The organism is Mycobacterium sp. SMC-4 (genome assembly GCF_025263265.1).
Lineage (GTDB): Bacteria > Actinomycetota > Actinomycetes > Mycobacteriales > Mycobacteriaceae > Mycobacterium.
In genome coordinates this window covers 2,325,716-2,348,521 of sequence record NZ_CP079869.1, presented here as the reverse complement: position 1 = coordinate 2,348,521, position 22,806 = coordinate 2,325,716, and the positions used below count along the sequence as shown (strand labels likewise).

Below are 22,806 nucleotides of genomic sequence, written 5' to 3'. Positions count from 1 at the left end.
AACGTGTCGGTCGGCACTGCTGCCCCACCGAACCTGTGAGGTGTGACACACTCTTCGGGTGCCGAATGTGCTGCTCGTAGCCCTCATCGGAGATACAAGTTCATAACGAGGATGAATTTCATAGACGAGGACGTGATGAGACGAAACCAGCTCGCCCACGGGCGAAGGCGTCGCGCAATCGCGCTGGCGAGTGCACCTCTGCTCGCAGCGACGTTGTTGTCCGGATGCGGCGGCCAGGGGGGCCCTCCGACGCTGACGTGGTACATCCTCCCCGACAACGGTGGCTCGGCCGCCCGTGCCCAGGAATGCGCGGACGCCTCTGACAGCGCTTATCAGGTACGCATCGAAGCGCTGCCGAGCACCGCGACAGCCCAGCGGGAACAGATGGTGCGGCGGCTGGCGGCCGGGGATTCCTCGATCGACGTGGTCAGCCTGGACGTGGTCTTCACCGCCGAGTTCGCCAACGCCGGCTTTCTGCGGCCCTACACCGCCGAGGAGAACCAGCGCCTGACTGCGGGGATGTTGCCTGCACCGGTCGAGACCGGAATGTGGGACAACCAGCTCTACGGGGTGCCCTACAAGTCCAACACCCAGTTGTTGTGGTACCGCAAGTCGCACGCCGCAGCTGCCGGCGTGGACCCGGCCAGCCCCACCTTCACCTGGGACGAGATGATCAAAGCCGCTGTGGCGCAGAACAAGAAGGTCGCCGTACAGGCACAGCGCTACGAGGGATACACGGTGTTGATCAACGCCCTGATGCTCTCAGGCGGCGGCGAGATGCTGCAGGACGTGGAAGCCGGCCGCGATGCCAGGCCCTCGATGGCGAGCCCAGCCGGTGACAAGGCAGCCGAGATCGTCGGCACACTGGCGCGCTCCAGCGCCGCGCCCACCGACATGTCGAATGCCTCCGAGGAGCAGGCACGTGCCAACTTCCAGTCCGGGCAGGGCATGTTCATGGTCAACTGGCCCTACGTCCTGGCCGCCGCGCGCAGCGCCGCCGAGGCGGGCACCCTGCCCCAGGAGGTTGTCGACGACATCGGATGGGCGCGCTACCCGAGGGTGGACCCGGACCGCCCGAGCGCCCCGCCGTTGGGCGGCGCCAACCTCGGTGTCGGGGCCTTCACCGAGCATCCGGAGGAGGCTGTCGCGTTCGTCGAGTGTGTCAACGACCTGCCCAAGGCCACCCAGTACATGCTCGACGAAGGTGAACCCTCGCCGTACGCGGCGTCCTACGACGACCCGACGTTACGAGCCGACTACGAGAACGCCGACCTGATCCGGGAGTCCATCGCCGAAGGCGGGCCCCGGCCGTTGTCACCGTTCTATACCGACATCTCGGGCGCGGTGCAGCAGACCTGGCATCCGCCGGCGTCGGTCAACGCCGAAACCCCGGAAAGGACAGATGAGTTCATGGCTGATGTGCTGTCGGGGAGGCGGCTGCTGTGACCACACTGCAAACCCCGCCGCTGCAGGAGGACCCGGGCAAGTCCGCTCTCACTGAGCGGGCCAGAGGAGAACGGCGCCTCGGCCTGTATCTGACCTTGCCCTCGTATGTGGTGATGCTGTTGGTCACCGCCTACCCGCTCGGCTACGCGTTGGTGCTGAGTCTGTACAACTACCGCCTCACCGATCCCGAGGGGCGCAGCTTCGTCGGGTTGAGCAACTACGGGGTCATCTTGACCGACCCGGTCTGGTGGAACGACTTCGTCACCACCCTGACAATCACCGTCGTCACGGTCGCGATCGAACTCGTCCTCGGGTTCTGGTTCGCGTTCGTGATGCTTCGTATTGTGCGGGGGCGCGGGCCGTTGCGAACGGCCATCCTCATCCCCTACGGCATCGTGACCGTCGTGTCGGCGTTCATCTGGCGCTACGCCTTCGCCATCGACTCCGGTTTCGTCAATCAGTGGCTCAACCTCACCGACTTCGACTGGTTCGGCGATCGCTGGTCGGCGATCTTCGTGATCTGCCTGTCCGAGATCTGGAAGACCACGCCGTTCATCTCCCTGCTGCTGTTGGCCGGGTTGGTTCAGGTTCCCGAGGACATGCAGGAAGCGGCCAAGGTCGACGGAGCCACTGCGTGGCAACGCTTGTGGAAGATCACGCTACCGAACATGAAGGCGGCGATCATGGTGGCGCTGCTGTTCCGCACCCTGGACGCATGGCGCATCTTCGACAACCCGTACGTGATGACCGCCGGCGCCAACAACACCGAGACGATCTCGTTCCTGGCCTACCGGCAGAACGTCACACTGGTCAATCTCGGTATGGGTTCTGCGGTCTCGGTGTTGTTGTTCCTCACCGTGGTGGTGATCGCGTGGATCTTCATCAAGGTCTTCAAGACCGACCTCTCGCAAGTCAGGGGTGACCAGTGACCAAGAACACGAAGTGGTGGACGATCGCCGGCATCGTCATCGTCATCTACAGCTTCGTACCGATGCTGTGGATGATCAGTCTGGCCTTCAAGCCCCCGTCAGACATCGTCTCCGGTAACCCGCAGTTCCTGCCGAGCACATTCACCCTGGACAACTTCGCGCAGATCTTCAGTCAGCCGTTGTTCACCCGGGCATTGATCAACTCGATCGGAATCGCGGTCATAGCGACCGTCATCTCGGTGATCATCGCGATGTTTGCCGCTTATGCGATTGCCCGCCTGGACTTTCCGGGCAAAAAGCTGCTGTTGTCGTTGGCGTTGGGAATCGCGATGTTCCCGCAGGCCGCTCTGGTCGGACCGCTGTTCGACATGTGGCGAGGTCTGGGGATCTACGACACTTGGCTGGGCCTGATCATCCCGTATCTGACGTTCGCGCTGCCTCTGTCGATCTGGACGATGTCGGCGTTCTTCCGTCAGATCCCCTGGGAGATGGAGCATGCCGCACAGGTGGACGGCGCCACCCAGTGGCAGGCGTTCCGCAAGGTGATCATTCCGCTCGCCGCGCCGGGCGTGTTCACCACCGCGATCTTGACCTTCTTCTTCTGCTGGAATGACTTCTTGTTCGCGATCTCGCTGACCTCGACCGACAGTGCCCGCACGGTGCCCGCGGCGCTGGCGTTCTTCCAGGGTGCGTCATATTTCGAATCGCCGGTGCCATACATCATGGCGGCGTCGGTGATCGTGACGATCCCCGTCGTCATCCTGGTTCTCATCTTCCAACGGCGCATCGTCGCCGGTCTGACCTCTGGAGCAGTGAAGGGATAACCCATGGCAGCAATCACGATGCGCAACATCGTCAAGAAGTACGGAGACGGCTTCCCGGCCGTCAACGACGTCAGTCTCGACATCGCCGACGGCGAGTTCATGATCCTGGTCGGCCCGTCAGGGTGCGGAAAGTCGACGTTGCTGCGGATGATCGTCGGACTGGAGGACATCACATCGGGTGACATGTTGATCGGTGACAAGCGGGTCAACGACAAGGCTCCCCGGGACCGCAACCTGTCGATGGTGTTCCAGAATTACGCGCTGTACCCACATTTGTCGGTATTCGAGAACATCGCGTTCCCGTTGCGGTTGGCGGGCAAGCTCTCCGACGAGGAGATCCGCAAGCGCGTCAGCGATGCGGCCAACACCCTGGAGCTCGGGGAACATCTGGACCGTAAACCGGCCAACCTGTCCGGCGGACAACGTCAACGAGTTGCGATGGGCCGCGCCATCGTCCGCGAGGCCGACGCATTCCTGTTCGACGAGCCACTGTCGAACCTCGACGCCAAGCTGCGCGGCCAGATGCGCACCGAGATCCTGCGGCTGCAGCGCAAGCTGGGGGTCACCACCGTCTACGTCACCCATGACCAGACCGAGGCGATGACCCTCGGAGATCGGGTTGCCGTCCTGAAAAAGGGCATTTTGCAACAAGTTGCGAGCCCGCGGGAACTCTACGACCAACCCGTCAACCTGTTCGTCGCGGGATTCATCGGGTCACCTCCGATGAACTTCGTTCCGGCGCGGGTCACCGGCGATCGGGTCGAGTTGCCCTTTGCCACCATTCCGCTTCGCGACGAGTGGCGCGCAGCTCTCGGCGAGGGCAAGGACGGGGCGGTCTACATCGCCGGAATTCGGCCCGGCGCCTTCGAAGACGCTGAATTCGTCGACGCCGCAAAGAGAGACCGCGGCGTCACGTTCGACGTTACCGTCGATGTCACCGAGTGGCTGGGCAACGAACAGTACGCTTTTGTGCCCTTCGAAGCCTCGGCCGACATCTCCGCTCAACTCGACCAACTTGCCAAGGATCTCGACAGCGAACAGCTGCGCACCCAGATCGTCGTCGAACTGGATCCGATGAGCAGGATCAGCGCCGGCGACACCGCGACGCTGTGGCTCGACGCCGAGCGTCTGCACCTCTTCGACCCGCAGACAGGTGAGAACCTGACGCGGGTTGCCGAATCGCGCGGACGTCACGCCGCCACGACCGGCTGAACGTACGGCGATGGCCGCTCCCGAGCTGCGGCTGCGGGCCCCACACCCCGGGCTGGTGGCACTGCCGTGGGAGCGGCCGTTGGCCGAGTGGGCCGAACCAGACGTCGCGGTGCGCGATCTGCCGGTAGGGCCGAGCCGACACCTGGTCAAGTTCGTCGAGTCCGACGAAGCGCTGTGGGCACTCAAGGAGCTTCCAGCCCGCATCGCCGCCCGCGAGTATGACGTGCTCAGTCGCCTGGAGGCGATCGGGCTCAACGCGGTGCGGCCGGCCGGGGTGGTCATCCAGCGCGAGTTCGACACGGCGATCCTGCTGACCCGCTACCTCGACTCGTCCTGGCAGTACCGGCGGTTGTTCATGCGGCTACCACCCGACGCTCCCAAGCATCGCGCCCGGCTCTTTGACGCGATGGCCACGCTGCTGGTGGAGCTGCACCGGCACGGCGTGTTCTGGGGCGACTGTTCGCTGGCCAACACCCTGTTCGTTCGCGACGGTCAAGTGCTGCAGGCGTTCCTGGTCGACGCAGAGACCAGCGAAGTCCATCCCAGCTTGTCGGAAGGCCAACGGCTTCAGGACATCGACATCACCGTGGAGAACGTGGCGGCTGGGCTGATGGATGTGGCGGCCAGTCTCGACAGGGAAGAACTGTCGCCGGCCTTCATCCAAGAAGCACTCGGACTGCGCGAACGTTACGAACAGCTCTGGGAGCTGCTGCACGCCAAACCGACGTTCGGGTTCTCCGACCGCTACCGGGTGGAGGGAACCATCCGCAAGCTCAACGATCTCGGTTTCGCCGTCGACGAGGTGTCGCTACAGCCGGTCTCCTCGGGCACCGACGAATTGCGTCTCCATGTTGCGGTGGGCGACCGCCGTTACCACGCCACCGAGTTGCGGCGGCTGGCCGGGCTCGACGTCGGTGAGGGTCAGGCGCGCATCCTGTTGGGTGATCTGCATGCCTATCGCGGCCAGCTCTCTCGCGAAGCGGGTTACGACGTCGACCTGCGCACAGCGGCTCAGCTGTGGATGATCGAGGTCGCGACACCGATGATGCACCGCGCCCACGAGGCGGTCGGTCGCACGGGATCACCGATCCAGGCATATTGCGATCTGCTCGAGGTGCGGTGGTTACTGTCCGAACAGGAGGGACACGACGTCGGCACGGAGCGCGCGCTGCAAGCGCTGACCCGCAAATCCGTTCCTGATGAATCGGCCGCTCAACTGCTGGTGGTGGAGATCCCAACCGAACCGTTCGCTGTCCTCAGCGAGGACGACGAGTAGCTCTATCTCCGCTTTTGCGGATAAGCTACCCTTTTCAGTCCGTACTTGCGGAGTATACGGAGGGTCATGGTTCCGGCGATCAGAATCAGAGACGCGGCATTGCTCTTGGGGGTCAGTGACGACACCGTGCGCCGGTGGATCGACAGTGGCACGCTGGCGGCTGCCAAGGACGAGTCGGGCCGAAAGGTCATCGCCGGCGATGTGTTGGCACACTTCGCGCGCGAGCACGCCGCGGCACCCCCAGATCCCCTCGGTGTCGGTAGCTCGGCGCGCAACCGCTTCGTCGGCCTTGTCACGAAGGTCACGGCGGACACCGTGATGAGCGAGGTCCAGCTTCAGTGCGGGCCCTTCACGGTGGTGTCTCTGATGAGCACTGAGTCGGTCAGCGCGCTCGGTCTGCAGCCCGGCGTCATCGCCGTGGCTGTTGTCAAGGCAACGACGGTGATCGTTGAGACAGCGCAGGGTGCTTCGTGAGATCGACTTCGCGATTGTGCGTAGGGATCGCGCTCGCCACGATGACCTCGGCCGGGTGTGCATCACCCGACGATCCTCAGAGCGACACGGTGACGGTGTTCGCCGCAGCGTCGCTCACAGCGACCTTCACCGAGCTGGGTAGGCAATTCGAGAATCGCAGTCCGGGAACGACGGTGATATTCAACTTCGGCGGATCCTCTGACCTGGTCGCCCAGCTCACCCAAGGCGCCCGTGCCGATGTCTTCGCCGCTGCAGACACCAGGAACATGCAGAAGGCCGTCGACGCCGGCCTGGTGGCCGGCACCCCCGTCGACTTCGCGACCAACACCCTGACCATCATCACCTCACCAGGAAACCCGAAGCGCATCAGTGGATTTGCCGATCTTGCCCAGCCAGGGACACGGGTGGTCGTGTGCGCGCCCCAGGTCCCCTGCGGGTCGGCTACCGAGAGAATCGAGCAGGCCACTGGCGTCACGCTCACCCCGGTCAGCGAGGAGTCCGCCGTCACCGACGTCCTGGGCAAAGTCACGTCGGGGCAGGCAGACGCCGGCCTGGTGTACGTCACCGATGCGCATTCGGCCGGTGACAGGGTCACCGAAGTTCCGTTCCCCGAATCCAGCACCGGAATCAACACCTATCCCATCGCCGTACTGACTCAAGCGTCCAACGGCGCCGGTGCGGAGAAGTTCCTCGACGTCGTCACCGGTGCGGATGGTCGAAGCGTCTTGAGCGCAGCAGGTTTCGCAGTTCCATGATCGTGCGCCGGGCAATCGGACCCGCCCCGGTGGGACTGCCGGCATGGATTTACCTCCCTGCCGCCGCAGCAGCGCTGTTCGTCATCCTGCCGCTGCTGGCGATCATGTCGCGGATCGATTGGCCGCAGTTCGTCCCGCTGGTCACCTCGGAATCCTCGAGGGCTGCGTTGCTGCTGAGCCTCAAGACCGCCTCGGCAAGCACTGCGATATGCGTCGTGCTGGGCGTGCCGATGGCGCTGGTACTGGCGCACAGTCGATTCCGTGTCGTTGCCGCGCTACGCCCGCTGATCTTGCTGCCCCTGGTGCTGCCTCCTGTCGTCGGCGGCATCGCGCTACTGTACACGTTCGGCCGGCAGGGACTACTCGGGCGCGAACTGGAATTGCTCGGCATCTCGATCGCCTTCACGACGGCCGCGGTGGTGCTCGCGCAGTCCTTCGTCTCACTACCGTTCCTGGTGGTCAGCCTCGAGGGTGCGCTGCGCTCTGCCGGATCCCACTATGAGCAGATTGCTGCCACCCTCGGGGCTCGCCCGACGACTGTCCTGCGAACGGTGACGCTGCCGCTGGTGTTACCTGGGCTGGTCTCCGGGGCCGTGCTGGCCTTCGCGCGCTCGCTCGGCGAATTCGGTGCGACGCTGACGTTCGCCGGCTCCCTGCAGGGCGTCACCCGGACACTGCCGCTGGAGATCTACCTGCAGCGCGAGACCGATCCCGACGCCGCGGTGGCGCTGTCGGTCCTGCTCATCGCGGTCGCGGTGATTGTGGTGATCGCTGCCGGCGGCCGGCGGTTACGAGGTGCGTTGTGAGCGGTCTGCAGGTGCGGGCACAGGTGGCAGACCGCGGCCTCGACGTGGACGTAACGCTCGACGACGGTGAGGTGCTTGCCGTGCTCGGCCCCAACGGGGCCGGCAAGTCCACTTTGTTGCAGGTGATTTCGGGGTTGGTTCGTCCGGACTTGGGCCGTGTGACGCTGGGTTCGGAGGTACTCACCGACACCGAAACGGCCACGTTCGTTCCGGTTCATGCTCGCGGTGTGGCGATGCTGTCCCAGCGGCCGCTGTTGTTCCCGCATATGAATGTGCTCTCCAACGTCGCCTACGGACCGCGATGCGCCCGACAGTCACGAGCGACCGCGCGCGCAACGGCCCGACGCTGGCTCGAGGCCGTCGACGCCGCCGACCTGGCCCACCGCCGACCGGCACAGCTCTCCGGCGGACAGGCCCAACGGGTCGCCCTCGCCCGCGCTCTGGCCACCGAACCGAGGGTGCTGCTGCTCGACGAACCGCTGGCCGCGCTCGATGTGTCTGTGGCACCGCCGTTGCGGCGGTTGTTGCGCACGGTCTTACGCGATGGCCGCCGCACTACGGTTCTGGTCACCCATGATCTCGTCGATGCACTGGCCATCGCAGATACGGCGATCGTCATAGACGGCGGCAATGTTGTCGAGAGTGGCTCGGTACGAAGGGTTTTGACGGTCCCGCGTAGCGATTTCGCCGCGCGGATGGCCGGGGTGAATCTGATACCGGGCACGGTGAGCGGGCCGGGGGTGATCAGGACGGCCAGGGGTGCCGCCCTCAGCGGAACCGGAGATGTCGAGACCGGGGCGCCGGCAGTGGCTTTGTTTCGGCCGAGCGCGGTGGCGGTTCATCTCGATCTACCGCACGGCAGCCCGCGCAATGTCTTCGCCGTCACGATCGCCGAGATGGATGTCCACGGATCGGTGGTACGGATCCGCGGCGAGGAACAACCCGACGGTGGCACCGGGCTGGCGGCCGACATCACGCCCGCAGCCGCTGCTGATCTCGACCTGCAGCCGGGTAAGGCGGTCTACTTCGCGGTGAAATCCCAAGAGGTCGAGCTGCACCGCACCGACCCGTATCAGCCGGGGTCGGACTCTTGGCCGGTCTGACGGCCCAGTGTCAAGGCGACGCCAGCCAGGGACGGTCCCACTGGTCCAGCGCAGCCACCTCGCTCAAGGGCTTCCGCCGCACGGCGCGGTGCCCACCACGGGGCCATCCGAGGGTCAGCAGTGTCGCGATCTTCCAGTCCTCCGGTATGCCGACCAGCTCGCGCAGTTGGGCGTCGCAGGAATCCTGCCAGAGTGTGATGGCCGCACCCAGGCCCTGCGCGCGCGCCGCCAGCAGGAAGTTCTGTACTGCCGGAAAGATCGAACCGCCCTGTTGGAGTTCGGTTGTCCCGCGCTGCGGTTGGACACAGAACAGCACCATCGCCGGTGCGTGGCCGCCGATTCGCATATGCTCTGCCATCGTTCGTATGGTGCGCGATTTCGGATCATCGTCGGTCTCGGCAGGGTCGGACAGCCGGTAGAAATCCTTCATCACCTCCCAGGTCCGGTGCGCCGCCGAGGTGATCACGCAGCGCAGTTCCGGTGCGTTGAGCACGATGAATCTCCACGGCTGCTGGTTGCCGCCCGAGGGCGCCCACGTCGCCGCTTGAAGACACCTGTGCAGCACCTCGTCGGGGACCGGTTCGTCACGATAGCGACGCACCGCGGTAGCCGAGCTCATAACGGTCCACAGGTCATCCGAGACCGGCGGAACCGTTCCCTTGCTCACGCGTCCACCGACCGCGGCAGCACTCCCTGCCATCGCCCGCCCCGCATCGGGCCGGTGATCACCGGTAGATCGAGTGTGGACAGCAGACCGGGCTCCGCGGCCACCACGGCCGGAATGGCGTTCAGCTCGCGCATGACGGTCGCATAGGTCAACCCCCGCAGATTGCTTCCGCGGCCGTGCATCTCGATGTCCACCGTGTAGGTCGGCATGCCCTCGACGATGACCCGGTAGCCGCCGTGCGGCGAAGGGTGGCGGGGCCAGTCCGGCGCGGACTGCTCCCCCATCCGGGTGAAGTGCTCGAGGATGACGCGCTCTTCGCCGTCGACGACTCCGGCCAGCCGGAACCGCATTGCTCCCATCGTGCCCTTCTCGACCCAACCCGACGCCACCTCGTAGCGTTCGGTCGCCAGCCACGGTTCGATATCGGTATCGACCCGATCCAGGGGCAGTCCCAGACCGTCGGCTACCAGGTGGACCACCGGCGCCCACAGAGCGGCCAGGCGCTGTCGGTCCAGCAGGGGTGCGGGGTGGTCGGGCGGATGTCCGAAGCCCATGAAATCGAACATGATCTCGGGCTGGTTGATGCCGCCGTAGTCGAGGATCTCCTGTGTCGTGACGGTGTCGACCCAGCTGCTGAAGCCCGACATGACCAACGGGATGACATCGTTGGCCCAGCCCGGGTCCACACCGCTGTTGAACAGGCTGGTGCCTCCCGCCCGGCATGCATCCTCAAGCAGCCTGACGGTCTCGGTGTCTGCGGCCGGCGGATAACACAACGGGACCAGTGACGTGCAAACCACGTTCTTGCCGGCACGCAGACAACGCGCGACATCCACTGCAGCCTCGTGATAGCGATAGTCCCCGGAAGCGAAGAACGCGACGACGTCGGCGTCGACGGCCAGCGCCGCGTCGACGTCTCGGGTGGCGATCACACCGGTGTGCGGCATCCCGCACAGCTCACCGGCGTCTTTTCCGTCCTTGGTTTCGGAGTGCACGATGACGCCAGCGAGTTCGAGACCGGGATGCGCGATGACGGCCCGCAGTGCGCCGACTCCGACCTGTCCCGGACCCCAGAGGATCACGCGGTGCTGGGGATCATCGACCACTGGGCACCGCCGTCTTGCGGGTGTAGACGTTTGGGGGTTGGTCACGGTGGTTGACGGCGTCCCAGGTTTCCAGGGCTGCGGAGTGCATGCGGCGGGGTCCTTTCATCGGCCCCTGAGAATATATCCTCTCATTTGAGGAGAGTCACGTTTCCGACAGCCGTCGGGAACTACGACGTCACCAGCTAACCCGTCATCTTTTTGGCCCGGCGGGTCGATGTCGACCGTGGCGCGGCGGTTTTCGCCGCGGCTCTGGGCTTGACCTCGACGGGCGGGCTGACCGCCTGTTTGCACCAAGCCCACAACTGATCCTCGGTCAACTCCGCACCCTTGGCCCCCAGATGGAAAACCCCGATCTGGGCAAGCGCAGTCAGCGTCGAGTTCAGGAGCGTGGTCAGCTGAGCCGGAGTGAGATCCTTGCGCACCAATCCGGCGCGTGAGCATGAGGTGAGGATCTTCGTCAACAGCTTCTGATGTGGTTCCCAAATCTTCGCGAAATCGGCCGGTCGCTCGATCTCCAGGCTGAGGTTGTAGATCGTCATGACCCGGCCGCCGACCGTCTCGGAGGACTCGGCGCGCGACAGGAAGCCTCGACAGAAGGCTTCGAGTTGTTCCATCGGGCCCTCGGCCGCGGCGACCTCGTGTCGGATACTCTCGGTGAACTGGCTGGTGACGTTCTCATAGAGCGCCAACAGCAATTCTTCCTTGCCGGCGAAGTGCTGATAGAAGGCACGCAGGCTCAGGTTGGACCGGTCGATGAGGTTCTGGATGGTGAAGTCGGCGCGTCCCGATTCCTCGATCAATTCCAGTGCAGTGGCCAGGAACCGGGAGCTGCGCGCGAGAGCCCGTGCTCTCGCCGCGCTGAGCCGACGCTCGATGGTGCGCTGCTGCCAGGTACCGGGCATCTCCAACTCGGCGTCGACAATCTCGAGTTCCTCGCCGGAGCCGGCGGGCGCGTCGCTCTTCTTCTTCATGATGATCCGAGAATACGCGATTCGGAGGGAAGAACCGGGACTACCTACACGAGCATGTTGGATCTACTACCCGAACCTCTGGATCACCGCAACCGCGCACGATAGCGTGGGTCGCTATGCCCTCGCCCAGCCTCAGTGAGCTTCTGGTGCCCGCCACCACCGCCCTTGTCACACAGGAGTGCCAAGGTGGTGTGATCGGTGAACAAGCCGGGTTGCCGTTGCTCGCCGATGAAGCGCGCCGAGAGGCGATCCCCAACATCGCGTCTCTTGTCACCGCGGCACGGGCCGCCGGCATCACCGTGGTGCACTGTCTGATCCAGCGCCGCGCCGACGGACGCGGTTCGAACACTAACGCCAGGCTGTTCGCAGCGGGCAAGTCCATGCCCGTTGATCTGACGCCCGGTAGCCAGGGAGCGTCGGTTCTCCCAGAGCTCGGCGGCGACCCATCAGATCTGGTGCTGACCCGTACCCACGGGGTGGGGCCGATGACCGGCACCGACCTCGACGCCGTCCTGCGTAACATCGGCATCAACACTATTGTGGGGGTTGGCGTTTCGGTTAACATCGCGATCACGAACTTCGTCATGGACGCCGTCAACCGCAGTTATCAGTTCGTGCTGCCCCGCGATGCGGTGGCCGGGTACCCACGCGACTACGCCGAGTCGGTGATCGACAACACCTTGGCGCTGCTGGCCACCGTCACGACGACCCGCGACGTGCTCGCAACGTGGGCCGGGCGCTGATCGTTTCGGCCTGCCGTGAATATCTGTCGATGAGCTCGGACTTGTACAGTTTGCCGGCGTCGGTGCGAGGCAGGCGCGCCTCGAAGGCCAGCCGTCGCGGGCGCTTGTGCCGCGCGAGCCGATCCGCGGTCCAAGCCAACAGTTCGGCTGAGATCGCGTCGTCGGCCAAAACACCGTCGGTGAGTTCGACGGCCGCCATCACCACCTGCCCGAGATCCTCGTCGGGCACCCCGAAGACCGCGACGTCGGCCACCAGTGGATGGCTGACCAAGACGTTCTCGATCTCCTGCGGATAGATGTTCACGCCACCGGAGATGATCATGTTGTGTCGCCGGTCGGTGAGATACAGATATCCGTCGTCGTCGAGGTAGCCCACATCGCCGACGGTCACCCAGCCCTGCACCGAGCGTGCGGCTGCGGTCTTTTCGACGTCATTGAGATACTCGAACGGATAGCCGCCCTCGAAGTAGATGTCACCGACCTCGCCCGGCGGTAACTCGGTGCCGTCGTCAGAGAGGATGTGGGGTCTACCGAGAATCGGTCTTCCCACCGAACCTGGATGCTCGAGCCATTCCTCGGCACGGATCAGTGAGATCCCCGCTCCTTCCGAGGACCCGTAATACTCGTCGATGATCGGTCCCCACCATTCGATCATCTGCTGCTTGATGGTGGGGGGACACGGCGCGGCGGCGTGGATCACCCGCTGCAGACTGGACAGGTCGAAGCTGTTCTTCACCGCATCGGGGAGCCTCAGCATGCGCACGAACATGGTCGGCACGAACTGGGCGTGGGTGACCCGATGGCGCTGGATGCATTCCAGGGCGTGCCGGGCTTCGAAACGCTCCATCATCACCGTCGTAGCACCGATTGCCTGGGCTGACATCGTCCACATCGCGGGCGCCGTGTGATAGGTCGGTGCGGGGCTGAGGTAAACCGAGTCAGCTTGCACTCCGAGCGCTCCGAACACCGGCGTGGGCAACGTCGGGCGACCGCTGTCTCCGAGCGCAAGTGGTCGGCGAATCCCCTTGGGACGTCCGGTACTGCCGGCTGAGTACTGCAGCAGCTGGCCCTCGAAGTCATCGGGCGTGAACTCGGTGGGCTCCGCTGCCACGCAGTCCGGGTACCGCCGCCAGCCATCCAGGTCGCCATCGGCGAGCAGCGCGATCGCAGGGAGCCCACTGCGCAGATGGCTGGTCATCTGCGCACACAGATCACGCAACGCGCCTGAACCGATGACCGCCTTGGCTCGGCAATCGTCGACGACATAGGCGGCTTCGGAGCCGGTCAAGTGGATGTTGACCAGGGTGAAGTACGCTCCGCACCGGCGTGCCGCCCACATCGCCGGGTGAATGTGCTCGTTGTTCTGCATGAGAATCGCGATGGTGTCACCGGCCACGACACCGGCCCGACGCAGATAGTGCGCAAGCCTGTTGGCATTCTCATGCAAGGTCCGGAACGAGACGCTCTTTCCGGACGGATACAGGATCAAAGCGGCGTTCTCCGCTGTCACATGGTCACCAAGATCCACGAGCCCGCCCCTGTTCTCCCGGTCGATGACGGCCTAGGCCGATGCAATGTGTTTGAACTACGGGGTGATCCGCCTCGCCGATGGCGGCCGGGATACGGATCTGGACTGAGTGGCCTTCGACCCTTCGGCCGGTGGCGCCACCGCCTGTCGACACCAGGCCCAGAGCTGGTCCTCGCTCAGATTGACGCCTTTGGCACCCAGCGAGAACACCCCGATCTGGGCGAGCGCAGTCAGCGTCGAGTTCAACAGAGTGGTCAGCTGACCCGGCGACAGGTCAGTCCGGACCAACCCCTCCCGCGCACAAGCAGTGAGTATCTTGGTCAGCAACTTCTGGTGCGGTTCCCAGATCTTGGCGAAGTACTCGGGCCGCTCGATCTCCAGGCCGAGGTGGTAGATCGTCATCACCCGCCCGCCGATCGCTTCGGAGGATTCGGCCCGGGACAGGAATCCTCGGCAGAACGCCTCCAGCTGTCCCATCGGCCCATCTGCGGCGGCCACCTCCTGGCGGATGCTCTCGATGAACTGGCTGGTGACGTTCTCGAACAACGCCAAGAGCAGTTCGTCCTTGCCGGCGAAGTGCTGGTAGAACGCGCGCAGGCTGAGATTCGACCTGTCGATCAAGGTTTGGATGGTGAAGTCGGCCCGACCGGATTCCTCGACGAGCTCCAAAGCTGCACCGAGAAAACGTGAGCTGCGCGCAAGCGCACGTGCTCGCGCCGAGCTCAGCCGTCGCTCGATGGTGCGCTGTTGCCAAGGGGCAGGCACCTCCCCCGCGGCAGGCTCAATCGTCTCGAGCGCGCCGTCGCTGTCGCTGTCAGCTCTGCGTTTGACCACCATAATGCGGATGAGAATACGTGATCTCGTTGACGATGGATGGTCTACCCGAACACCAAAACCGTAGCCATCAGGCGTTGGGAGCCCCCGATGCGGTACCCTGGAAACAATCATTCTCGATTGTGTAAATCACCGTGTCGGTCACCGAGCTCGAAGGCCGTCGTCGAAGGGGTGCAGCGTTGAGCACAGACATTCTGATCGTTTCTCCGGACGACCATCTCGTGGAGCCAGCGGATTTGTGGACCAGTCGCCTGCCGCAGCGCTACCGCGACGTAGGGCCGCACATCGTCCGCCACCGCGGTCGGATGGACCCCACCGTGACCTCCGACGTCGCGTTCGTCGATGACGAGAACGGTCGCGACGCCGACATCTGGCACTACGAGGACTCGATCATCCCGATCCCGCTGATCAGCGCAGCCGCCGGTTACGAGATCGACGAACTGACCACCGACCCGATCACCTACGAGGAGATGCGGCCGGGCTGCTACCGCCCGGCCGACCGGCTCGCAGACATGGACATCGCCGGTATCGAAGCCTCCGCGTGTTTCCCCAACACCCTGGTGCGGTTCTGCGGCCAGCGATTCCTCTACGGCAAAGACAAGGACCTCGCCTTGCTCTGCGTTCAGGCCTACAACGACTTCCAGATCGACGAGTGGGGTGGCAGTTCCAACGGCCGATTGATCCCGCTGGGCATCATTCCGCTCTGGGATGTCGAGCTCGCCGCCCGGGAAGTGGAACGAGTAGCGGCCAAAGGCATGCCCGCCGTGTGCTTCTCCGAGCTTCCCGCCCGCCTGGACCTGCCGTCGATTCACAGCGGCTACTGGGACCCGTTCTTTGCCGCCTGCGAACGCCATGATGTGGGCATCATGCTGCACATCGGATCGAGCTCGTCACTGACCAAATCGTCCCCAGACTCCCCCCATGTGGTGACCAGCGCACTGATGGCGGTCAACTGCACCATTGCCCTGGTGGACTGGCTGTTCTCTGCCAAGCTCAAGCAGTTCCCCAAGCTCAAGATTGCGTTCGCCGAAGCACAGGCCGGATGGATCCCCTACTACCTGCAGCGCGTCGACGAAGTCTGGGAAGACCGGCGGGCCTGGGGCGGCATCCACCCGCTGCTCACCGAGCCGCCCAGCACCCAGGTGCCGGGCCGCATCTGGTTCTCCACCTTCGGTGATCCGGTTGCTTTCCGCATCCTCGACCTCGTCGGCGAGGACCAATTGATGTTCGAGACCGATTACCCACACAATGACACCAACTGGCCGCACAGCACCGACGTGGCCAACAAGGCCACCGAAGGCCTCGATGAAGAAACCAAGCGGAAAGTGCTGTCCACCAACGCCAAGAACTTCTTCGGCCTGAGCTGAACCCGATCGCGGCTCAAACTCGCGACAACGCAGACTGGCCGGCGGCCGAGAGGAAAGACATGACCGACTACCGGTTCCTGAAGTGGCAGACATTTGACGACGGCCGCATCGTGCGCATCTCGTTGAATCGACCAGATCAGCGCAACGCACAGAATCGCGGCATGCTGGTCGAACTCGACGAAGCCTTCGGCGCCGCGGAGGCCGATGACAGAGTCCGCGTGGTCATCCTTGCCGGCGAAGGCAAGATGTTCTCGTCCGGCCACGACATCGGATCCAAGCAGGCGATCAAAGAGTACATGCCGGGCCCCGACCAGCACCCCACCACGTTGATCAACGGAGGAAGCCGCGAAGGTGCGGAGAAGTGCTTCTTGCAAGAATGGCACTACTTCTTTCAAAACACCTTGCGGTGGCGCAATCTGCGCAAGATCACCATTGCCCAGGTGCACGGCGATGTGTTCTCGGCGGGACTGATGTTGATGTGGGCATGCGACCTCATCGTGGGTAGCGACGACGTCCGGTTCGCCGACGTGGTCGGCACCCGACTGGGCATGTGTGGCATGGAGTATTTCGGGCATCCGTGGGAATTCGGACCTCGCAAGGCCAAGGAACTGATGTTGACCGGCGACGCCATCGACATCCACGAGGCGCACCGACTCGGGATGGTCAGCAAGGTGTTCGGCCGCGATGAGTTGGCAGACCGCACACTGGAAATGGCGCGCAGAATCGCCGAGGTACCCACCATGGCGGCGTTGTTGATCAAGGAATCGGTCAACCAGACCCAAGACAACATGGGCTTCTATACGTCTCTGCAGGCGTGTTTCACATTGCATCAGCTCAACCACGCACACTGGGCGCAGGTGCGCGAGGATGGCCGCCCGACGGCAGGCCCGGAGAACGGCGTTCCGGACTGGCGCGACGCGCCTCCGGTGGTACTGGCAGTGAAGGACCAGGTCCGAGCACAATCGTGACAGGCGCAGAGTCGCTCGATCTTCCCGAGCCGCAGCGTATGCCGGTCACAATCCCGGGACATCTGTTCGGGGACCTGCCGTTCTACGATGTCATCGAGACCCCGGAAACCGTCATCGTCGACCTGCACAACCGGCCGGACCTGGCCAATGTCCGCGGAGCACTACAGGGTGGCCTGGTCGCGACACTGATCGACATCGCGGCGGGCCGGCTCGCACTTGCCGTAGCCGATCTCGGTGCCGGCGTCGGCACCGCGGACATGACCATCCACTACCTGGCGCCGATTCTCAAGGGTCCGGCGCGCGCGGTGGCGTCACTGGTCAGAAAGGGCCGCCGCGCCGTCGTGGTGGCCGTGGACGTCTTCGACGTGGGCGGTGACCGCCTGGCCGCCCGCGCAACACTGAGCTTTGCGATATTGCTGCCACGCGGCGATCAGGCCGTGACGGCTCCATAACGAGCATCGGCAACGCGGTCGAGGGCGACGTTGGATTCACCGAAGACCAATGCCCATCCGCGAACTCGTCGGTAATACAGCTGAATGTCGCCCTCCATCCCAAACCCGTAACCGCCGTGGATGTGCAGGCTGCGACGCGTCGCGTCCCGGGCGGTCTCGTAGGCGAAAGCGAATGCCATCGCGGCGAGTTCGGTGACCCGGTCCGGTTCGTCGTCGAATGCGCACGCAGCCTCCAGGGCAAGCAGGCGCGCCCCGTCGGCAGCGGTCGCACTGTCGGCCAGCGGATGCGACACCGCCTGAAAAGCACCAATCGGGGTTCCGAACGCATGGCGCTGTTTGGCGTATTCCACGGCTATCTCGACAGCTTTGGCGGCCGCACCGGCGAGAGCTGACGCGGTCAGCGTGAGCCACAGATCAAGGGCGTCGCAATAGTATCGTTCGGCTTGCTCGCCCTCGCCGAGAACGACGGCGTCAGCCCCGATGGTCAGGTCGGCCAGCGGTAACGATCCCAGGTTGGCCACCTGTCGTACCCCTCCGACGACTGGAACCGCAACCAGCCTCTGGTCGACGAACGCGACGACCGTATCGGCGACTGCGGCCGCGGGAACCATCGGCAGTGCCGCGCCGGCGCCGGTGCGCGGCGCGAATGTGACGAGGCGCTCACCTGCCAACGCGGAACTCAGCAACTCGGTGGCACCCGAGGCCGCGAGCGCGCGCGCTGCTACCTGAGTCTCGATGACCGGTGCCGATGCCACCGAACGCCCGAACTGTTCGGCCATCAGCGCGAGGTCTGCGACCGTGGCACCCCAACCACCGTCGGCTTCGGCCACAGCCATCTCGATGACGCCGGTGTCGCGCAATGCCCGCCACAGCTCAGGGTCAAATCCCAAAGGTTCGGCGGCGCGCACACGTTCCGAAGATGATTCCCGCGCGTAGAGCGCGGCAAACGACTCGACAAGCTGTTTCTGCTCGTCGGAAAGGCTCAGGTCCACGACTTCCGTCCCGTCGCAAGCGGATATGATTATTCTCAGAATTGAGATTATCATTATCGAGGACCCGTGCGATATTGCGCCAAGCCACCCCTGCACAGATCGGGACACGCCATGCATTTCCAGCTCGACCCCGCTACCCAGGCCTACGGCGAGGAGGTCGCGGCTCACCTCACGCAAGCGTTGACGCCAGATCTCGAGGAGCAGATCTACCGCAGCGGTGTCGCGCACGATGACGACTTCGCCAGAGGCCTCGTCGAAAAGCATTACTTTGCCCCGAACTGGCCGGAGGACTTCGGCGGACAGAGCCGCAACGAATGGGACGCCCAGGTACTCAAAGAGCAGATGATGCGCTTCGACGCACCTGTCTATCTCTCCGAGACCAGCCGCATGGTCGCATCGATCATCCGCGAGATCGGCACGCCGGAGCTCAAAGAGCGAATCCTGGCCGGCGCGTTGCGCGGTGACATCACCATCGCCTTGGGATTCACCGAGCCCGAATGCGGATCCGACGTCGCCGCAGCCGCCACCAGGGCTGTCCGCGACGGCGACGAGTGGGTCATCAATGGTTCGAAGATGTTCACCACCAACGGCCATATCGCCGACTACATCTTCCTGCTGGCCCGCACCAATGTGGACAAACCCAAGCACAAGGGCCTGACGATGTTTCTGGTTCCCTGCGCGACCAAAGGCTTCGAGGCCCAGGCCGTATGGACACTGTCCGGTGAACGGACCAACATCACCTTCTACAGCGACGTGCGCATCGGTGACCAGTGGCGCATCGGTGAGGTCGACGGCGGCTGGCAGGTGCTCGGGCTGTCGCTGCAGGACGAGCACGCCTCTGGGTGGGGACCGCACCTGGGTCGCCTACTGCACCACGCCGAACGGTGGGCGACGACCACGTCGACAGCCCCCGACGGCAGACCCCGCATCGAAGATCCCGAGGTGCGGCGACGCATCTCGCGGGTCGCAATGGAACACGAGGTGTCAAAGCTGTTGCAGCGGCGTTGCGTCTGGATGGTTGAGCAAGGACGAGTGCCCGTCGCCGAAGGTCCCATGTCGAAGGTCTACAGCACCGAGGCGCTCGAGCGCGCCAGCCAGGACATCGTCGAATTGGTGGGCCCCGACGCGCTGCGTAGCTACCTGGAGCCGACCGCGCCGGAACGAGGACGCTTCGACCACACGATGCGGTTCGCGCTGGGCACCACGATCTACGCCGGAACCAGCGAGGTACAGCGCACGATCATCGCGCAGCGCGGTCTGGGCCTGCCCCGGGGATAGCCCGGGGGGCCGCGGCTACAGCGCCTGCCAGTCCGGTGTGCGCTTCTCCAGGAATGCTCGTGGCCCTTCGATGGCGTCCTTGGTCAGCGCGACCTTCATCCGGTAATTCTCGGCGAGCAGCTCGGCTTCGTAGATGGGCAGGGTGAGACCCTTGCGCACCGCCATCCGCGAACCCCGGACAGCCAGTGGCGCATTGGAGTTGATCACCTCAGCGACCTGCCACGCACGCTCCATCAGCGTGTCGTGCGGTACCACCTCGGTGAAGACACCCAGGTCATAGCAACGTTGCGCATCCAGACGCTCATGTTTGCCCATCAGCACCAGACGCATGGCCACCGGCAACGGCAGGATCCGGGCCAGCCGAACGGCCTCGCGGCCCGAGGTCACCCCGATGCTGACGTGCGGATCCATCAGTGTCGCGCGCTCCGACGCGATGGTGATATCAGCGGTGGTGACCAGGTCCATCCCGGCGCCGCAGGCGATGCCGTTGACCGCGCAGATGATCGGCTTGGTCATCTGCAGCCACGGCGGCGTGGCCTCTTGGGGCGCATCCCACTGCCGCATCGAGCTCAGTATCGGCTCACCCTGGTTGTCGATGCCGGCCGCATTTTCCATATCGTGATCGGCGGCCTTGTTCACGTCGGCTCCGACACACAGCGCGCGACCTGCTCCGGTGATGATCACGGTCCAAATCTGCTGCGAGCGTTCAATTTCAGCATAAACCTCGGCCAGCTCCGCGATCATTTCATCGTTGATCGCGTTGAGGACCTCGGGACGATTCAATGTCACGCACGCGGTATGCTGGCGGACCTCGAAGTCGATGGTGTCGAAGGTTGTCACGTGCTCAGGCTCCTCTACCCGTAGCCACCGCGGTCGGCCGCATGCCCAGGATGCTCTCGAAACGTTCGCAGTAGCGCGGCCACACATCGGGATTGAGCAACCGCGGCGGCATCCGCCCATCGAAGATGGTCTGCCACTGGTCTGCGGTGGCGATGGCAATGTCGCGCGCTGCTTCGACGGTGATGCCCGCGGTATGCGGTGTGGCAACCACGTTGCCCAGTTGCAGCAGCGGGTTGTCCTGCCGGGGCGGTTCTTCATGGAAGACGTCCAACCCGGCGCCGGCGATGCTGCCACTGACAAGTGCATCCAGCAGCGCCCGTTCATCGTGTACGGGCCCGCGCGCGGTGGTGATGAAAAAGGCAGTTGGCTTCATCGCGGCGAATTCTGCCTGGCCGATCAACCCCTCGGTCTCACTGGTGAGCGGACAGGTCACCTGGACGAAATCGGACCGCTGCAGCAATTGTGTCAGTGACACCGACTCCACGCCGCGCACCTGCGCCGTGATGTCGTCGAGGTAGGGGTCGAAGACCAGCACCTCCATGTCGAAAGGTGCGCAGAGTTCGACGAGCCTGCCGCCGATGGCGCCGAGCCCGACCACCCCGAGGGTCTTTCCGTGTAGTTGACTGCCCCGTAGCGTCAACCGGTCACCGATAGGTCCGGCGCGCAGCGTCCGGTCGGCCACCGTGATTTTCTTGGCCAGGTCCAGCATGAAGCCCAGCGCGTGCTCGGCCACCGCTTCGGCGCCCGGACCCGAGTTGTTGCACACCGCTATTCCGGCCCGGGTGCACGCATCGACGTCGATGACGTCGTATCCCGCTCCGGCCGAACACACCGCCAACAAGTTCTCACAGCGCCGCACCAGGGCTGCGTCGGCCAACCACTGCGTGCCGTCGTCGCAGCCCGCGACATCGGTCCGGGTCGCCACCTGGTATCCGTGCGCCGATTCCAGCGCCGCCCAGCCCTGTTCTGCCGGTGCCGTGAGGTCGAGCTTGACCACGTCGACATCGGCCAGTTCAAGCACGTCACCGGCAACTGGATCGGTCCAGCGTTCGAAGACCAGGCGGGGACGTCGCGCCGCGCTCACGACTTCGGCTTGGGCTTGGCCTGCGCGGCCTTGAACATCTCGGCCAAAGTGGCGTCGACGTTCTTGTAATCGTTGCGGGCGATCGCGCCGTCCCGGCCCTCGACGACGTCATAACCCAGGCGCAGATCCTTGTTTTCCATGTGGAAGTACTCACGACCGAGGGGCAGGCGCCGGTCCTGGCGCGGCACTTCCATCCATGCGCGCAGGAAGCAGCGTGCCTTCTTCGGGTCGTTGCTGCTGACGAAATCCGACCGCGAGTGGCACATCGCGAAGTTGTTGGCGACCGCAGCTTCCCCCGACTCAAGTCGGAACTCAACCTGCTGCTCGACCAGGATGTTGCGGAGGAACTCGATGGCCTCGTCCTGCTTGGGCGTGAATTCACGACCGAGGGTCTTCATCGCCGGCAGGATGCTGCTGTAGGTGAAGTTGATGCAGATCCGGCCGTCGACCTGGGAGAAGACGGGCACGTCGTAGGGTGTCACGTCGGGCTGGTCGTCGGGCTGTTCGCTGCGCCGGTGGTGCGGGAACCCCTGGTAGAGCACATCAAGCAGATCGGGACGCTCGGCGAGGATGCGATTGTGTGCTGCCGGACCACTGGCGAACTGGCTCTCGCCACCGCTCAACGCCGGGTACACGCACAGCAGCGAAAGGATGTCGGCCGCGTCATTGTGCATCGCGAGTTCCGCGCTGGACTTGGTGCCGCGGGCGGGCTGAACTCCGTTGGGCAGGATCTCCTCCTGCACCCGCACCAGGCGGTGACCGAACGAGTTGTTGGACACCGGGTAGCCGAGATGCCAGCAGAACGCCCAGTAGATCCGCTCCAGGTCCTCGATCGAGTGCTGCTCGACCGGAAAACCGCGCACACAGGCCAGGCCCTTGCCGAACATCAGGTCCTGATACAACCGAGCGAGATCGTCGTCGAGATCGGGATGATGCACGTCGTCGGCGGTGATGTCATCGCGGTCCTTGTCGGCCGTCCTGGCCAGGATCGACTCCAGCGCTGCGACGTTGCGGGAGGACAGATCGAAACAGAAGTCCTCCTTGCTGGTGAAGTCGGCGCCGGTCCACGCCATCGAGTCGGTGACTTGTTCGGTGAAGATCGCGGTGGGCATCCGTCCTCCTGTGTGTTGGCACGGTTTCAGTTTCTTCTC

23 protein-coding genes are annotated in these 22,806 nt (G+C 64.4%); 14 read left to right on the top strand and 9 right to left on the bottom strand.

The genetic code is table 11. The features are described 5' to 3' along the window. The first annotated feature begins 135 nt into the window (after positions 1-135). From KXD98_RS11430 to KXD98_RS11390, 9 genes are all read left to right on the top strand, one after another. On the top strand, positions 136-1,446 hold the full coding sequence (locus tag KXD98_RS11430) for an extracellular solute-binding protein (RefSeq protein WP_260764446.1): 1,311 nt from the start codon (positions 136-138) through the stop codon (positions 1,444-1,446). After that, a complete protein-coding gene (locus KXD98_RS11425) occupies positions 1,443-2,375 on the top strand; it encodes a carbohydrate ABC transporter permease (protein ID WP_260764445.1) in 933 nt (310 codons plus the stop codon). The genes KXD98_RS11430 and KXD98_RS11425 overlap by 4 nt, the downstream gene beginning before the upstream one ends. Further along, on the top strand, positions 2,372-3,199 hold the full coding sequence (locus KXD98_RS11420; RefSeq protein ID WP_260764444.1) for a carbohydrate ABC transporter permease: 828 nt from the start codon (positions 2,372-2,374) through the stop codon (positions 3,197-3,199). The genes KXD98_RS11425 and KXD98_RS11420 overlap by 4 nt, the downstream gene beginning before the upstream one ends. 3 nt (positions 3,200-3,202) lie before the next feature. Continuing rightward, on the top strand, positions 3,203-4,411 hold the full coding sequence (locus KXD98_RS11415; protein WP_260764443.1) for an ABC transporter ATP-binding protein: 1,209 nt from the start codon (positions 3,203-3,205) through the stop codon (positions 4,409-4,411). A gap of 10 nt (positions 4,412-4,421) precedes the next feature. Next, positions 4,422-5,687, top strand: a complete 1,266-nt coding sequence (locus KXD98_RS11410; RefSeq protein ID WP_260764442.1) for a DUF4032 domain-containing protein — start codon at positions 4,422-4,424, stop codon at positions 5,685-5,687. Positions 5,688-5,753: 66 nt separating this feature from the next. Continuing rightward, complete coding sequence (locus KXD98_RS11405) at positions 5,754-6,161, top strand: molybdopterin-binding protein (protein WP_260764441.1); 408 nt, start codon at positions 5,754-5,756, stop codon at positions 6,159-6,161. Positions 6,162-6,202: 41 nt separating this feature from the next. Continuing rightward, positions 6,203-6,916 (top strand): molybdate ABC transporter substrate-binding protein, encoded by a 714-nt coding sequence (gene modA, locus KXD98_RS11400; protein ID WP_260765139.1) that lies wholly within the window; start codon positions 6,203-6,205, stop codon positions 6,914-6,916. Next, positions 6,913-7,722, top strand: coding sequence for an ABC transporter permease (locus KXD98_RS11395; protein ID WP_260764440.1), 810 nt, complete (start codon positions 6,913-6,915; stop codon positions 7,720-7,722). Before modA ends, KXD98_RS11395 begins: the two co-directional genes overlap by 4 nt. Further along, complete coding sequence (locus tag KXD98_RS11390; RefSeq protein ID WP_260764439.1) at positions 7,719-8,825, top strand: sulfate/molybdate ABC transporter ATP-binding protein; 1,107 nt, start codon at positions 7,719-7,721, stop codon at positions 8,823-8,825. The genes KXD98_RS11395 and KXD98_RS11390 overlap by 4 nt, the downstream gene beginning before the upstream one ends. A gap of 10 nt (positions 8,826-8,835) precedes the next feature. Here the strand turns inward: KXD98_RS11390 and KXD98_RS11385 are convergent, their stop codons facing one another. From KXD98_RS11385 to KXD98_RS11375, 3 genes are all read right to left on the bottom strand, one after another. Further along, positions 8,836-9,444 (bottom strand): nitroreductase family protein, encoded by a 609-nt coding sequence (locus KXD98_RS11385; RefSeq protein ID WP_260765138.1) that lies wholly within the window; start codon positions 9,442-9,444, stop codon positions 8,836-8,838. A 44-nt stretch (positions 9,445-9,488) separates the two neighbouring features. Further along, on the bottom strand, positions 9,489-10,574 hold the full coding sequence (locus KXD98_RS11380) for a dihydrodipicolinate reductase (RefSeq protein ID WP_260765137.1): 1,086 nt from the start codon (positions 10,572-10,574) through the stop codon (positions 9,489-9,491). A 206-nt stretch (positions 10,575-10,780) separates the two neighbouring features. After that, positions 10,781-11,569 carry a TetR/AcrR family transcriptional regulator gene (locus tag KXD98_RS11375; RefSeq protein ID WP_260764438.1) on the bottom strand — a complete coding sequence of 263 codons (789 nt, stop codon included), beginning with the start codon at positions 11,567-11,569 and terminating at the stop codon, positions 10,781-10,783. Positions 11,570-11,685: 116 nt separating this feature from the next. Between KXD98_RS11375 and KXD98_RS11370 the strand changes: the two genes are divergently transcribed. Next, complete coding sequence (locus KXD98_RS11370; protein WP_260764437.1) at positions 11,686-12,312, top strand: cysteine hydrolase; 627 nt, start codon at positions 11,686-11,688, stop codon at positions 12,310-12,312. On the opposite strand, the gene KXD98_RS11365 is transcribed toward KXD98_RS11370, so the two are convergent. Together KXD98_RS11365 and KXD98_RS11360 are read right to left on the bottom strand one after the other, a co-directional pair. Continuing rightward, positions 12,269-13,840 carry an acyl-CoA synthetase gene (locus KXD98_RS11365; protein ID WP_260764436.1) on the bottom strand — a complete coding sequence of 524 codons (1,572 nt, stop codon included), beginning with the start codon at positions 13,838-13,840 and terminating at the stop codon, positions 12,269-12,271. The two genes, KXD98_RS11370 and KXD98_RS11365, sit on opposite strands and share 44 nt — an antisense overlap. A gap of 57 nt (positions 13,841-13,897) precedes the next feature. Further along, entirely contained in the window at positions 13,898-14,677 is a 780-nt protein-coding gene (locus KXD98_RS11360) for a TetR/AcrR family transcriptional regulator (protein ID WP_260764435.1), read from the bottom strand. 176 nt (positions 14,678-14,853) lie between these two features. Here KXD98_RS11360 and KXD98_RS11355 point away from each other — a divergent pair, with 176 nt between their 5' ends. The 3 genes from KXD98_RS11355 to KXD98_RS11345 are packed head-to-tail and all read left to right on the top strand — an operon-like array spanning position 14,854 to position 17,461. Next, a complete protein-coding gene (locus KXD98_RS11355; protein WP_260764434.1) occupies positions 14,854-16,041 on the top strand; it encodes an amidohydrolase family protein in 1,188 nt (395 codons plus the stop codon). Between the two features lie 59 nt (positions 16,042-16,100). Beyond that, positions 16,101-17,009, top strand: coding sequence for an enoyl-CoA hydratase (locus tag KXD98_RS11350; protein ID WP_260764433.1), 909 nt, complete (start codon positions 16,101-16,103; stop codon positions 17,007-17,009). 38 nt (positions 17,010-17,047) lie between these two features. After that, positions 17,048-17,461, top strand: a complete 414-nt coding sequence (locus KXD98_RS11345; RefSeq protein WP_260765136.1) for a PaaI family thioesterase — start codon at positions 17,048-17,050, stop codon at positions 17,459-17,461. Here the strand turns inward: KXD98_RS11345 and KXD98_RS11340 are convergent. Then, positions 17,440-18,453 carry an acyl-CoA dehydrogenase family protein gene (locus KXD98_RS11340; RefSeq protein WP_260764432.1) on the bottom strand — a complete coding sequence of 338 codons (1,014 nt, stop codon included), beginning with the start codon at positions 18,451-18,453 and terminating at the stop codon, positions 17,440-17,442. The two genes, KXD98_RS11345 and KXD98_RS11340, sit on opposite strands and share 22 nt — an antisense overlap. A gap of 111 nt (positions 18,454-18,564) precedes the next feature. Between KXD98_RS11340 and KXD98_RS11335 the strand changes: the two genes are divergently transcribed. Continuing rightward, positions 18,565-19,731, top strand: coding sequence for an acyl-CoA dehydrogenase family protein (locus KXD98_RS11335; protein WP_260764431.1), 1,167 nt, complete (start codon positions 18,565-18,567; stop codon positions 19,729-19,731). Between the two features lie 15 nt (positions 19,732-19,746). On the opposite strand, the gene KXD98_RS11330 is transcribed toward KXD98_RS11335, so the two are convergent. From KXD98_RS11330 to KXD98_RS11320, 3 genes are read right to left on the bottom strand one after another with little or no spacing between them, the layout of a single operon-like run. Beyond that, a complete protein-coding gene (locus tag KXD98_RS11330) occupies positions 19,747-20,571 on the bottom strand; it encodes an enoyl-CoA hydratase/isomerase family protein (protein WP_260764430.1) in 825 nt (274 codons plus the stop codon). 4 nt (positions 20,572-20,575) lie between these two features. Further along, positions 20,576-21,655: a hydroxyacid dehydrogenase gene (locus KXD98_RS11325; RefSeq protein WP_260764429.1), complete on the bottom strand. Its 1,080-nt coding sequence runs from the start codon at positions 21,653-21,655 to the stop codon at positions 20,576-20,578. Continuing rightward, positions 21,652-22,767, bottom strand: coding sequence for a TauD/TfdA family dioxygenase (locus tag KXD98_RS11320; protein ID WP_260764428.1), 1,116 nt, complete (start codon positions 22,765-22,767; stop codon positions 21,652-21,654). The genes KXD98_RS11325 and KXD98_RS11320 overlap by 4 nt, the downstream gene beginning before the upstream one ends. Positions 22,768-22,806 lie beyond the last annotated feature (39 nt).